Source organism: Brevundimonas sp. TSRC1-1 (assembly GCF_049898245.1).
GTDB classification, from domain to species: Bacteria; Pseudomonadota; Alphaproteobacteria; order Caulobacterales; family Caulobacteraceae; genus Brevundimonas; species Brevundimonas mediterranea_A.
In genome coordinates this window covers 794,310-807,221 of sequence record NZ_JAFCXI010000001.1, presented here as the reverse complement: position 1 = coordinate 807,221, position 12,912 = coordinate 794,310, and the positions used below count along the sequence as shown (strand labels likewise).

At 66.5% G+C, this 12,912-nt stretch carries 14 protein-coding genes; 7 read left to right on the top strand and 7 right to left on the bottom strand.

The features are described 5' to 3' along the window. Positions 1-20 precede the first annotated feature (20 nt). A complete protein-coding gene (locus ACP7CK_RS04070; protein WP_426025188.1) occupies positions 21-386 on the top strand; it encodes a VOC family protein in 366 nt (121 codons plus the stop codon). Here ACP7CK_RS04070 and rnd read toward each other — a convergent pair. Continuing rightward, a complete protein-coding gene (gene rnd / locus ACP7CK_RS04065; protein WP_426025187.1) occupies positions 383-1,534 on the bottom strand; it encodes a ribonuclease D in 1,152 nt (383 codons plus the stop codon). The two genes, ACP7CK_RS04070 and rnd, sit on opposite strands and share 4 nt — an antisense overlap. A 79-nt stretch (positions 1,535-1,613) precedes the next feature. Here rnd and purM point away from each other — a divergent pair, with 79 nt between their 5' ends. Next, positions 1,614-2,651 (top strand): phosphoribosylformylglycinamidine cyclo-ligase, encoded by a 1,038-nt coding sequence (gene purM / locus ACP7CK_RS04060; RefSeq protein ID WP_426025186.1) that lies wholly within the window; start codon positions 1,614-1,616, stop codon positions 2,649-2,651. A 68-nt stretch (positions 2,652-2,719) separates the two neighbouring features. On the opposite strand, the gene ACP7CK_RS04055 is transcribed toward purM, so the two are convergent. After that, entirely contained in the window at positions 2,720-4,324 is a 1,605-nt protein-coding gene (locus tag ACP7CK_RS04055; protein ID WP_426025185.1) for a S10 family peptidase, read from the bottom strand. 144 nt (positions 4,325-4,468) lie between these two features. Here ACP7CK_RS04055 and purN point away from each other — a divergent pair, with 144 nt between their 5' ends. Then, positions 4,469-5,071, top strand: a complete 603-nt coding sequence (gene purN / locus ACP7CK_RS04050; RefSeq protein ID WP_426025184.1) for a phosphoribosylglycinamide formyltransferase — start codon at positions 4,469-4,471, stop codon at positions 5,069-5,071. Between the two features lie 19 nt (positions 5,072-5,090). Here the strand turns inward: purN and ACP7CK_RS04045 are convergent, their stop codons facing one another. Next, the gene (locus tag ACP7CK_RS04045) at positions 5,091-5,756 is read right to left on the bottom strand and encodes a TetR/AcrR family transcriptional regulator (protein WP_426025183.1); all 666 of its coding nucleotides are present in this window, start codon (positions 5,754-5,756) and stop codon (positions 5,091-5,093) included. Positions 5,757-5,890: 134 nt separating this feature from the next. On the opposite strand from ACP7CK_RS04045, the gene ACP7CK_RS04040 reads away from it, so the two are divergent. Continuing rightward, on the top strand, positions 5,891-6,700 hold the full coding sequence (locus tag ACP7CK_RS04040; protein ID WP_426025182.1) for an SDR family oxidoreductase: 810 nt from the start codon (positions 5,891-5,893) through the stop codon (positions 6,698-6,700). A 127-nt stretch (positions 6,701-6,827) separates the two neighbouring features. Continuing rightward, the gene (locus tag ACP7CK_RS04035; RefSeq protein WP_426025181.1) at positions 6,828-8,879 is read left to right on the top strand and encodes a M13 family metallopeptidase; all 2,052 of its coding nucleotides are present in this window, start codon (positions 6,828-6,830) and stop codon (positions 8,877-8,879) included. Between the two features lie 76 nt (positions 8,880-8,955). Here ACP7CK_RS04035 and ACP7CK_RS04030 read toward each other — a convergent pair whose 3' ends face one another. From ACP7CK_RS04030 to ACP7CK_RS04015, 4 genes are all read right to left on the bottom strand, one after another. Further along, the gene (locus ACP7CK_RS04030) at positions 8,956-9,156 is read right to left on the bottom strand and encodes a hypothetical protein (protein ID WP_008260739.1); all 201 of its coding nucleotides are present in this window, start codon (positions 9,154-9,156) and stop codon (positions 8,956-8,958) included. A gap of 167 nt (positions 9,157-9,323) precedes the next feature. Beyond that, positions 9,324-9,743, bottom strand: coding sequence for a nucleoside-diphosphate kinase (gene ndk / locus ACP7CK_RS04025; RefSeq protein ID WP_008262562.1), 420 nt, complete (start codon positions 9,741-9,743; stop codon positions 9,324-9,326). A gap of 77 nt (positions 9,744-9,820) precedes the next feature. After that, complete coding sequence (locus tag ACP7CK_RS04020) at positions 9,821-10,225, bottom strand: type II toxin-antitoxin system VapC family toxin (RefSeq protein ID WP_426025180.1); 405 nt, start codon at positions 10,223-10,225, stop codon at positions 9,821-9,823. Between the two features lie 11 nt (positions 10,226-10,236). Further along, positions 10,237-10,572: a type II toxin-antitoxin system Phd/YefM family antitoxin gene (locus tag ACP7CK_RS04015; RefSeq protein WP_426025179.1), complete on the bottom strand. Its 336-nt coding sequence runs from the start codon at positions 10,570-10,572 to the stop codon at positions 10,237-10,239. A 47-nt stretch (positions 10,573-10,619) separates the two neighbouring features. Between ACP7CK_RS04015 and ACP7CK_RS04010 the strand changes: the two genes are divergently transcribed. Continuing rightward, positions 10,620-12,509 (top strand): ABC-F family ATP-binding cassette domain-containing protein, encoded by a 1,890-nt coding sequence (locus ACP7CK_RS04010; protein ID WP_372704702.1) that lies wholly within the window; start codon positions 10,620-10,622, stop codon positions 12,507-12,509. Next, positions 12,509-12,751 (top strand): DUF2164 domain-containing protein, encoded by a 243-nt coding sequence (locus ACP7CK_RS04005; protein WP_035307885.1) that lies wholly within the window; start codon positions 12,509-12,511, stop codon positions 12,749-12,751. The genes ACP7CK_RS04010 and ACP7CK_RS04005 overlap by 1 nt, the downstream gene beginning before the upstream one ends. Positions 12,752-12,912 lie beyond the last annotated feature (161 nt).

Below are 12,912 nucleotides of genomic sequence, written 5' to 3'. Positions count from 1 at the left end.
GTCGAACGAGAGGAACACTCATGCCTGTAACCGGAATCGGTGGCTTCTTCTTCCGCGCTCGGGATCCACAGGCGCTTTCGGCCTGGTATCTGAAGCACCTGGGCGTCGGCGCCCCAGAGGGTCAGTTCCTGTGGGATCAGCAGGCCGGGCCGACCGTCTTCTCGCCGTTCAAGGAAACGAGCGACTATTTCGCCCAGGACCGGCGCTGGATGCTGAACCTGCGCGTCGAAGGCCTGGACGCTCTGATCGCTTCGCTTAAAGCCTCCGGCGTGGAGGTCATCACCAAGGAAGACTGGGACGCCAGCCCCGAGGTCGGACGCTTCGCCCGCATCCACGACCCCGAGGGCAATCCCATCGAACTGTGGGAGCCGCCGGCCGGCGCCTAGCCCTCGATCTCGACGACCTCGACCCGCGATCCGCTCAGCACCAGGGCGATCTCGCCGCGCTTCAGCTTCAGCGCGTCCTCGCCGAAGATCTGGCGGCGCCAGCCCTTCAACGCATCCACATCGGCGTCGTCGGTGACGGCGATCTTTTCCAGATCGGACACGGTGGCGATCAGTTTGGACGCCACCCCGGCGTTGTCGCTCTTGGCCTTCAGCAGCACCTTCAGCAGCTCCACCACCGACGGCGGCGCAGGCTGGCGATGGGCCGGCCGCTCCATCTCGGGCGCATGGGATTCGGGGTCGGCCAGGACGCGCTTCAGCTCCTCGGCCAGCTCCAGGCCCAGGCGCGACCCGCCGAAGCCCTTGGGCACCGAACGCAGACGGTTGAAGGCCTCGGGGTCGGTGGGGGTCTGTTGCGCGACCTCGTCGATGCCCTCGTCCTTCAGGATTCGGCCGCGCGGCTGGTCGCGCTCCTGGGCGGCGCGCTCGCGCCAGACGGCCACGGCCTTGAAGGCCGCCAGGTATTTGGCCGAGAATTTCTTGGGCTTCAGCCGCTTCCAGGCGTTCTCGGGATTGGTGTCGTAAAGGGCCGGATCGATCAGGCTCTCCATCTCCGACATCACCCAGTCCAGCCGGCCTTCCTTCTTCAGCCGGTCGCGCAGCTTGGGATACAGGGCCGCCAGATGGGTCACGTCGCCCAGCGCATAGACCAGCTGGCTGTCCGACAGCGGGCGTCGCGCCCAGTCGGTGAAGCGGCTGCCCTTGTCCAGTTCGACGCGCAGCATCTGCCGCACCAGCGAATCATAGGCGACCTGTTCGCCGAACCCGGCCGCCATGGCTGCGACCTGGGTGTCGAACATCGGCCTGGGCATGGCGCCCAGACGCACGAAGATTTCGACGTCCTGTCGGCAGGCGTGGAAGACCTTGATGATGTTGGGATCGCGCAACAGGTCCAGGAAGGGCTCAAGGTCCAGGCCCTCCGCCATCGGATCAATGATCCCGGCGTGATCGGCGGACGCGGCCTGGATCAGGCACAGCCTGGGCCAGTAGGTCGTTTCCCGCATGAACTCGGTGTCGACCGTGATGAACGGGGCGGTGGCGAGGCGGGCGCAAAAATCGGCCAGCGCCTCATTGGTGGTGATCGGCGTCATTCCGATGCTATAGCCCCCCGCAACCCACCTGTGGCAAGAGCCGCGCTGCATTTCCGCCCCGATTCCAGGCCTGAGACCCATGAGCGACACCCAAAAGCCTCTCGAAAACGGCCTGACCTACGCCGACGCCGGTGTGGACATCGACGCAGGCGAGATGCTGGTCGAACACATCAAGCCCCTGGCCAGGTCCACGGCGCGCCCCGGTTCGGAGCCGTCGCTGGGCGGTTTCGGCGCCCTGTTCGACCTGAAGGCCGCCGGATTTGAAGATCCGCTGATCGTCACCACCACCGACGGCGTGGGCACCAAGCTGAAGATCGCCATCGAAACCGGCCGTCATGACGGCGTCGGAATCGACCTGGTCGCCATGTGCGTCAACGACCTCTTGGCCCAGGGCGCCGAGCCGCTGCTGTTCCTCGACTATTACGCCACCGGCCGGCTTGAGATCGACGCCGCCCGCCGCGTGGTGGCCGGCATCGCCGAGGGCTGCCGCCAGGCCGGTTGCGCCCTGGTCGGCGGCGAGACCGCCGAAATGCCGGGCATGTACACCGACGGCGACTATGACCTGGCCGGGTTCAGCCTGGGCGCGGTCGAGCGCGGCCACGCCCTGCCCTATCTGGAACGCCAGGCGGCCGGCGACATCATCATCGGCCTGGGCTCCACGGGTCCGCACTCGAACGGCTATTCCCTGGTCCGCAAGGTGGTCAAGAAGTCCGGTCTGGCCTGGGGCGACGACGCCCCCTTCGCCAAGGATCGCTCCCTGGCCCAGGCCCTGATGGAGCCGACCCGCATCTATGTGAAGCCGGTCCTGCCGCTGATGAAGGCGGGCCTGGTCAAGGGCGCGGCCCACATCACCGGCGGCGGCCTGATCGAGAACCCGCCCCGCTGCATCGCCGAGGGGCTGAAGGCTTCGTTCGACTGGAACAGCTGGCCCATGCCCCACGTCTTCCAGTGGCTGGCCGAAACCGGCGGCATCAGCGACCACGAGATGCGCCGCACCTTCAACTGCGGCGTCGGCTTCATCCTGATCGTCTCGCCCGAAAACGCCGAGCCGGTGCTGGCCGCCCTGCTCAACGCGGGCGAGGTCGCCTTCGTCTGCGGACAGCTGGAAGCGGCCTGATCCTTCGACGCGCCGGTTTCGCATGAAACAAGGGCCGGAGGCGGCGACGCCTCCGGCCCTCTTGCGTATCAGCGCGCCCCGCCGTTCGCCGTTTCGCTGTAGAAACGCGACAGGTCGGCGTGCAGTTTCACCAGGGCGTCGTGGCTCAGGTACATCATGTGCCCGCCCTCATAATAGGTGAACTCCAGGTTCGGCCTCAGGCTGGGCTCCAGCATCATCTGGGCCAGGTCGAACTCGGTCGAGAAGAAGGGGGTGGCGGCGTCGTAATAGCCGTTCAGCGCCATCACCTTCAGATACGGATTGCGCCGCATCGCCGTGGCCAGATCGACCGCCGTATTCGGCGTCGTCTGCGGCCCGCCGACCGGCGGACGGTGGTTCCAGTTCCAGTTGAAGCCCGGCAGGCCCCGCGCCGACATCCGGTATTCGACGTCGGTGTCGTACTTCAGCTCATTGGCCACATAGTCGCGGAAGATGCCGAAATAGGCCCCCGTCACGGCCGAGCTGGAGGGATCGTCCTCGGGCGAATCCCCAGAGGCGTCGTCGTCCAGACCCAGATAGCGGGTGTCCAGTCGCCCGATGGTCTGGCGCCGGTCACGCAGCAGTTCCTTGCGGAAGCTGCTCAGCTCGACCCGCAGATTGGCGTTGTCGATAAAATTGGGCGACAGGCCCGTCAGCTCGCTCATCTGGCGCACGATGTCGGCGCGCTCAGCGTCCGAGATCATATGCCCCTTGGCCAGGGCCGAGGCGTAGGGCCCAAGCGCGAAGTCACGCGCCCGCTGCACCTGTTCCTCCACCGTCGCCGCCGGATGGGCCAGCTTGCGGTGATACCAGGCCGTCGCCGCATAGGTCGGCAGCAGGGTGACGAAATTCTGCGGATAGCCCGGCTGACGCACACCGTAGTTCATGATCGAGGACAGCAGCACCACCCCATTCAGCGACATGCCCCGGTCTTCCAGCTGGAAGGCCACGGCGCCGGTGCGCAGGGTGCCGTAGGATTCGCCGATGATGTATTTCGGGCTGGACCAGCGGCTGAACTTGGTCGTGTAGCGCATGATGGCGCGGGCGAAGGCGTCGGCGTCCTGATCCACGCCCCAGAAGGCCGAACCCGCCGTCTCGCCCAGCGGCCGCGAGAAGCCCGCCCCCACCATGTCGATGAAGACCAGATCCGTCTGGTCCAGCAGGGTCATATCGTTGGGACCAAAGGCGAAGGGCGCGGGCCGCACCACCGTCGGCTCGTCGGTCTGGACCCGCATCGGCCCGAACGAGCCCATGTGCAGCCACACCGTCGGCGAGCCCGGCCCGCCGTTGTACAGATAGGTCACCGGCCGCGTCCCCACCGGCTGACCGTCCAGCGTATAGGCGGTATAGAACAGGCTGGCCGTCGGCATGCCCGCGTCGTCGCGGATCGTCAGCGTCCCCGCCGTCGCGTGATACCGCAGGGTCTTGCCATGGGCGTTGACCGAATGGGCCGTCGTGACCTCGGCCTCCTTAACCGGCGCGCGCGCCCAGTCCTTTTCGATGGCGTCGGCGTTGGCGTTGCGGAACCGGTCGGTCGCCGAGCGCATCGCGCCGCCGCCGCTGGCGCCGCTGTTCGAGCCGCTCTCCTGAGCGAAGGACGCTGCGGGCGCGCCCAGCATCGCGGCCATGGCCGCGAGGCAGATCAGTCTCTTCATACGATAATCCCCTGTACCCGCCGCCCCTCAGGACCCCTCGTCGGATGGGCGGCGTTACACGGTAACGTCCGAACACGGCGGACAACAAGAGCGGATCGCGTTTGATCCTTGCCAAGCGTCGCCCGCCCCGCCATGGGGGCGGCCATGTCGTCCCGAGCCGTTTCTCCCGTCCGCGTCGCCGTCCTGATCTCCGGGACCGGCTCCAACATGGCCGCCCTGATCGACGCCGGTCAGGCCGCCGACAGCGGCTATGAGGTCGCCCTGGTCCTGTCCAACATCGAAGACGCGGGCGGTCTGGCCATCGCCTCGGCCAAGGGCGTCGCGACCGTCTCCATCCCCCACAAGCCGTTCGGCAAGGACCGCGAGGCCCATGAGCGGGCGGTTGACGAGGCCCTGCGCGCGGCCGGCGTCGAGGTGGTCGCCCTGGCCGGCTATATGCGGATCCTGACGCCGTGGCTGGTGCGCGCATGGGAGGGCCGGATGCTGAACATCCACCCCAGCCTCCTGCCCCTCTATCCCGGCCTCGACACCCACGCCCGCGCCATCGCCGCCGGCGACGCCGAGGCCGGCTGCACCGTTCATCTGGTCACCGAAGGCGTGGACGAAGGTCCGATCCTAGGCCAGGCCCGCGTGCCGGTCCTGGGCGACGACACGCCCGCCGCCCTGGCCGAGCGGGTGAAGACGGGGGAACATGGATTGTATCCGCAGGTGCTGACGAGCTTCTGCAAGGGTTTGGCGCGGGCCTGAACCTCTCCATGCCGCGCCGTCAGGCCCGGTCCGAAGGCGCATAATCCGGCGTCAGGTACCGGGTCAGCATCAGGGCGGTTTCCTCGATAAGCCGCACGCGTTTGTCAGGCGTCAGGGCGCAGGCCTGAACCACCAGGGCATGCGCCGCCTCGACCACTGTGGTGGCGTGCCATTCGCGGTCCTGGGGCAGGACATGCCGTGCGCGGAGCGCCAGCAAGCGATCGACGACGACCCGGGTGTGATCGAGCAATGCGGTGCTTTCCGGACTGCTGGAGCCGCGCACGGCCCGATAGACGTGTTGATAGGCGGGATGGGCCTGATGAAAGTCCGTCAGCGCATGCAGGACCCATTCGACCGCCTGACGCAGGGGCCAAACCGCAATGCCCGCCTGCTCCTGACGGCTCAGAATCTGTTCCGTCTCGTGCACATAGCGCATCGCCAGCATCTCGATGATCGCGCGCTTGTGGGGGAAGAAGCGATAGAGCACCCCGACCGACGTGCTGGCCCGCGCAGCGATCATATTGGTCGTGGCGTTGTCCACGCCCATTTCGCCGATCACTTCGGCGGCGGCGTCGAGGATCTGCTCAACCCGCCGACGGCCGCGATCCTGGACCGGCGGCCGCCGCACAGGCCCGCTTCCGGTGGGCCCGGGACCGTCCTGAGCATCCGTCGGGTTGGCGGCCATGGGTCTCCCTGTGACTTGGACTTCGCCCGGCCTCATTCGGCGACGACGGAGCGAAGGGCTTCCTCGACTACCAGTCTTGTCAAATGAGAGCAAATACTCCAGTTCTTGAGTACTGCGGACACGGATGGACTCTCATGAGCAGGATTGGCGGCAAGACGGTTCTGATCACCGGCGGGGCGTCCGGGATCGGCGCGCTGATGGCGCGGAGGTTCGTCGCTGAGGGCGCCGCGCATCTGGTTCTCTGGGATATCCAGGTGGAGGCCATGGAGCGACTGGCTCACGACTTGGCCGGGGGCGGCGTCGCCGTGTCGACCTATCTGGTCGATCTGGCCGATCCCGAACGTATCCGCGCCACGGTTCAAGAGATGAACGAGGCCGGGATCAAGGTGGACATGCTGGTGAACAACGCCGGCGTGGTGACCGGTCGGCCCTTCGTCGCCCACAGCCCCGACGACATCGCGCGAACCATGGATGTGAACGCGCTGGCGCCGATGTATGTGGCGCACGCCGTCCTGCCCGGCATGATCGCCCGCGGCGGCGGCCATATCGTCAACATCGCCTCCGCAGCCGGCCTGGTTTCCAACCCCAAAATGTCGGTCTACTGCGCCAGCAAATGGGCCGTGATCGGCTGGTCCGATTCCCTGCGCATCGAAATGGAGCAAGAGGCGACCGGCGTGAAGGTCACGACCGTCATGCCCTATTACATCGACACCGGCATGTTCCAGGGCGTGCGTTCGCCCGTCATCCCCATCCTCAGACCCGACAAGGTCGTCGATCGGATCGTCGCGGCGATCAAGACGGACAGGATCGTTCTGCGACTGCCGTGGATTGTGAACCTTTTGCCCCTGGTCCGCGGTCTTCTGCCGGTACGATGGTTCGACCTGATCGGCGGGCGCTGGCTGGGCGTCTATCATTCGATGGACGACTTCCAGGGAAGGCGATGAGGTTCAGGCGTGAGCCGCTGACCGCATCCACCGGGAACCGCCTCTCGCCGGATTACGAAAACTTCATGCGACAGGCCGCCGCACCGGCGCAAAGGTGCGGCCGACAAAAATCGGGACCCTATCCTTCATGAATCGTATTCGCCTTATGGCCGCCTGCTCGGCCTGTATCGTCGTCGCCCTGACCGGCGGCGCCTCGGCCCAGGACCACTCGCACGGCGCGCACGGCGCCCCAGCCCCCTTCGGCGCCTGGGGCTTTGACCTCGCCGGCCGCGACACCAGCGTCAAGCCGGGCGACGACTTCAACGAATACGCCAACGGAACCTATCTCCGCACCACCGAGATCCCCGCCGACAAGGCCCGGTTCGGTCCCTTCGACGTCCTCTATGAGAACGCCCAGTCCCAGCTGAAGTCGATCATCGAGGCCAGCGCCGCCAATCCGGTCAACGCCAACGCCCAGAAGGTCGGCGCCCTCTACGCCAGCTTCATGGATGAGGCCCGCGTCGAACAGCTGGGCGCCGCGCCCATGGCCGCCGACCTCGCCGCCGTGAAGGCCGTGACCGACCACGCCGCCATGGCGCGCCTGATGGGCGCCAGCCATTCAGGCTTCGGCGGCTCGCTGTTCGGCGTCGCCGTGTTCGAGGACCTGCAGAACCCGAACATCAACTCGGCCTATCTGGCCCAGGGCGGGCTCGGCCTGCCCGACCGCGACTATTATCTGAAGCCGGACTTCGCCGCCCAACGCGAGGCCTATCTGGCCTATCTGACCCAGACGCTCACCGCCATCGGCTGGACCAATCCGGCCCAGAGCGCCGCCGACATCCTGGCCTTCGAGACCAAGGTCGCCGAGAAACACTGGACCACGGTCGAGCGTCGCCAGATCGACAAGCTCTACAACCCGTCCAAGGTCGCCGATCTGGCGACCCTGGCCCCCGGCTTCGACTGGACCGCCTTCCTCGACGGCGCCCAGGTCGGGAACCTCGACACTCTGGTGCTGATGGAGAACACGGCCTTCCCGGGCATCGCCCAGGTCTTCGCCGACACCCCGATCGAGACCCTGAAGGCGTGGGAAGCGACCCAGATCGTCGATCAGGCCAGCCCCTATCTGTCCAAGGCCTTCGTCGACGCCCGCTTCGACTTCCGCGGCAAGACCCTGCGCGGCCAGCCCGAGAACCGTCCCCGCTGGAACCGCGGCGTGGCCCTGGTCGACGGCCAGCTGGGCGAAGTCCTGGCCCAGGAATATGTCCGCCTGCACTTCCCGGCCTCGTCCAAGGCCCAGATGGAGACCCTGGTCGACAACATCCGCGCGGCCATGACCGAACGGCTCAAGACCCTGGACTGGATGAGCGAGGCGACCCGCGAACAGGCCCTCTACAAGATGTCCAAGTTCGGGGTGAAGATCGGCTATCCGGACAGGTGGCGGTCGTATGACGGTCTCGAACTGACCGCCGGCGACCTGTACGGCAATGTCGAACGCTCCAGCGCCTTCGAGTGGGCCTATCAGCGCGGCAAGATCGGCAAGCCCGTCGATCCGCTGGAATGGGGCATGACGCCCCAGACGGTGAACGCCTATTACAACCCGCCGCGCAACGAGATCGTCTTCCCGGCCGCCATCCTCCAGGCGCCCTTCTTCGATCCGAAAGCCGACCCGGCCGTCAACTACGGCGGCATCGGCGCGGTCATCGGCCACGAGATCACCCACGGCTTCGACGACCAGGGCCGCAAGTCCGACGGCGACGGCGTGCTGCGCGACTGGTGGACGCCGGAAGACGCCGCCCGTTTCGAGGCGCGCGCCAAGGTTCTGGGCGACATCTACAACGCGCTGGAGCCCCTGCCCGGCGTTCACGTCAACGGCGACCTGACCATGGGTGAGAACATCGCCGACCTGGGCGGCCTGCTGCTGGCGCTCGACGCCTACCACAAGTCGCTGAACGGCCAGCCGGCCCCGGTGATCGACGGCCTGTCGGGCGATCAGCGCGTCTTCCTGGGCTGGGCCCAGGTCTGGCGCGAGAAGTCGCGCGAGGCGGCGCTGAAGGAACAGCTGACCACCGATCCCCACTCGCCGGGTTCGGTCCGCGCCGCCACCTCGCCGCGCAACATTGACGCCTGGTACGCCGCCTTCGGCGTCTCGCCGGACCAGAAGGCCTACATCGCCCCCGAGGCCCGCGCCCGCATCTGGTAAGCGGTCACGCAGCCCGAACGAAAAAGGCCCGGAGCATCGCTCCGGGCCTTCTCTTTTCAGCGCGGGGCTGAAGCTCTTACTTCGGCGTGGTCGCCGCGCCGGCGACGGCGCCGATCGCAGCGCCCGCGACGGTCGAGCCGGTGTTGCCGCCGACCACCTGGCCGGCGACAGCGCCGCCCAGGGCGCCGGTGGCGGCGCGTTGTTCCATGGTCTGGCCGCAGGCGGCCAGCAGGGCCACGGCGCCGATGACGGGGGTCAGTTTCAGCAGGGTTTTCATAAAGGCTACTCCGGGGGGACTGAGACGAGACTGACCCAACGAAAAGGCCCGCGTCCGGTTCCGGACGCGGGCCTTAATGTCTCAGTCGCTGTTGCGAACCGCGGAACGCGACTTGAGCGCTGACTTTGCGCTACGCTCGGGACGCGGTCCCTCGCGGCTTGAGCGCCTTAGCCGACGATCTGGTCGTCGGTGAAGAACTGGGCGATCTCGATCTTGGCGTTGTCCTGGCTGTCCGAACCGTGGACCGAATTCTCGCCGATCGACAGGGCGAACAGCTTGCGGATCGTACCTTCGGCGGCCTGTTCCGGGTTGGTGGCGCCCATGATTTCACGATAGGCGGCGACGGCGTTCTCGCCTTCCAGCACCTGGACGACCACCGGCTCGGCGGTCATCTGCTCGACCAGCTCGCCGTAGAACGGACGCTCGGCGTGGACTTCGTAAAACTTCTTGGCCTGGTCGGTCGACAGCTTGACGCGACGCTGGGCCACGATGCGCAGGCCGGCGCCTTCGATCACGGCGTTGATCGCGCCGGTCAGGTTGCGGCGGGTCGCGTCGGGCTTGATGATCGAGAAGGTGCGTTCGGTCATGGGAATTGACTTCTTGTTAGGGAGAATAAGGTCGCGGGCTTATAGCGACGCCCCGCCCCCGCGCCAAGCCCGTCTTATCAGCAGGCGATGGCGCGGACGTGACCGGCGGCGGCGTAGTCGAGGATGGCGCGGTCGCGGGTGATCAAAGTCAAGTCATGAGCCCGCGCTGTGGCGATCAACATCCGATCGGCGGGATCTCGATGAAGAGGCGGCGGAAGATGCGCGACATCCAAGAGGATGTCCGGCGCCAGGTCTTTGATGCGCGCATGAGCCGTATTGACGGCTTCCCAGAACCAGGTGCGGACATCGCGTCGTAAAATCTTGACCAACTCTGGCTTGCTGGCCAGATAGCCCATTTCCCAAGCCGACGCGGCCGAGACAAACAGTTCGCCCTGCACAGCCGCCGCACTTATCATTTCGACAGCCGCCGGCCGAAGTGCGACCCCCTCGACGATCCAGATCAGGGCGTGGGTGTCCAGCAATACCCCGTCACTCACGCCTCTTGACTTTCAAGGCCGCGATCAATCTCATCCAACCCCATGTCGGCTTCAACCGTTGTGCCGAAAACCTGTTCGTAGATCGGCTTGTCCAGGTCGATGCTAGGATCGATGACAATCGATCCCTTCATCGCGCCGAACATGCTCATGGGGTTCCAGGGTGCCTCGCCGTCCCTGGTCGGCGACGCCAGAACCGCCACCTCCTTGCCGCGCTTCGTCACCCGAACCCGGCGGATCTCGCCCGAGTTCACGCGATCCAGCAGGTCCAGGCACTTGGCCTTGAACTCCGTGGCCGTTATGACGACCTCGCCGCTTACAAGATCATACGTCATGACTGGTCATATAGAGATGACCGGTCAGAAAGTCCATTGCGCCTCCCATGCTCCAGATCACCGACCTGACCTTCAACGCCTGGGGCCGCAAATTCCTCGTGGACGCCTCCGTCAGCCTGCCGCCGGGCGCCAAGGTCGGCCTGGTGGGCCGCAACGGCATCGGCAAGTCCACCCTGTTCAAGCTGATCCTGGGCGAGTTGAACGCTAACGGCGACGAGATCAGCCTACCCAAGACCGCCCGCATCGGCTCGGTCGACCAGGAGCACCCGGCCACCCCCGTCAGCGTCATCGACACCATCCTTGAGGCCGACGTCGAACGCCACACCCTGCTGGGCCGGCTGGAGACGGCGCCCCCCGAAGAGATGGGCGAGATCTGGTCGCGCCTGATCGAGATCGACGCCGACGCCGCCCCGGCGCGCGCCGCCGAAATCCTGGTCGGCCTGGGCTTCGACCAGGAGAACCAGGCCCGGCCCATGTCCGAGTTCTCGGGCGGCTGGCGGATGCGCGTCGCCCTGGCCGCCGCCCTGTTCGCCGAGCCGGACATGCTGCTGCTCGACGAACCGACCAACTACCTCGACCTGGAAGGCGCCCTGTGGCTTGAGGCGCGGCTGAAGAAATACCCGCACACGGCCCTGATCATCTCCCACGACCGCGAGATGCTGAACGAGGTCTGCACCCATATCCTGCACCTCGCGAACCACACCCTGACCCTCTACACCGGCAACTACGACGCCTTCGAAAAGGCCCGCGCCGAGAAAGCCCGGCTGCAACTGTCGGCCAAGGCCAAGCAGGACGCCGAACGCGCCCACCTCCAGGCCTTCGTCGACCGGTTCAAGGCCAAGGCCTCCAAGGCCGCCCAGGCCCAGTCGCGGATGAAGCGGCTGGAGAAGATGCAGCCGGTGGCCACCACCATCGAGGAACGGGTCGCCCCCTTCACCCTGCCCTCGCCGCCCCGCCCCCTGGCCCCGCCCCTGATCCGGCTGGAGCGAGCCAATGTCGGCTATGACGTCGGCAAGCCGATCCTGCGCAATCTGAACCTGCGGATGGACCTGGACGACCGTATCGGTCTGCTGGGCGTCAACGGCGCCGGCAAGTCCACCTTCGCCAAGATGATCGCCGGCGCCCTGGACGTGTCCGAGGGCGAACTGCACCGCGACCGCAAGATGCGCGTGGGCTGGTTCCACCAGCACCAGATCGAGGCGATGGACCCGACCGACACGCCGCTGGAGATCATCCGCCGCGCCATGCCGGACGCCCCCGAAAGCGCCCGCCGCTCCAAACTGGCCCAGTTCGGCCTGGGCTACGAAAAGCAGGAAACCACGGTCGACAGCCTGTCGGGCGGCGAGCGCGCCCGCCTGCTGCTGAACATGGTGGCGATGGATGCGCCCCACGTCCTGATCCTCGACGAACCGACCAACCACCTGGATATCGACAGCCGCCGCGCCCTGCTGGACGCCCTGAACGACTATTCCGGCGCCGTCATCCTGATCACCCACGACCGTTCGCTGATGGAGATGGTGGCCGACCGGCTGTGGCTGGCCGCCGACGGCACGGTGAAACCCTTCGACGGCGACATGGACGACTACGCCAGGTTCGTTCTGGACCGCGCCAAACAGGCCATCGCCAAGCCCAGCCAGATCAAGAAGGAAGAGGCCGCCGCCGCGCCGGCCGCCCAGAACAACAAGGGCAAGAAGAACGACCGCAAATCCGGCCCCTCCCCCTCGACCCTGCGTCATGCGGTCAAGAAGGCGGAGGAGACCATGGCCCGCCTGACCGCCGAGATCGCCCGCATCGACGACGACATGGCCAACGCCGCCGTCAACAACCCCAAGGCCCTGGAAGGCCTGACCCGCGCCCGCGCAAAGACGCAAGCCGACCTGGACGCCGCCGAGGTGGCCTGGGTCGCGGCGGAAGAGGCGCTCGCCGAGGTGGCGTGATGAAGCCGATCAACTTCAGTCGGGAGGAAACCGCCGCGATAGCGGCGAAGCTGCGACCCTATTTTCGGGACGAACTGGACGTCGAACTGCGCGACCTTCAGGCCCAGATGCTGATCGACTTTCTCAGTTCCGAGATCGGGCCCTTCTTCTACAACCGCGCCCTCTACGACGCTCAGGCGGTGCTGAAGAAAAAGGCCGACGACATCTCTGAGGCTATCGCCGGGCTGGAACGCAGCGAGTGACCGCGTCCCCTCTCGGTTTAGGACGGGAAAGACACCCTGGCCTTCGTCGCCGAGGCGGGGTGAGGCGGCGGGTCGCCGTCGTTCGGAAATATCGGTTCTCGCAGAAGAGTTTACCTCATCCCTCCTGATCACCGGCTTCAAGCGAAAGCTTGGCTATTGCT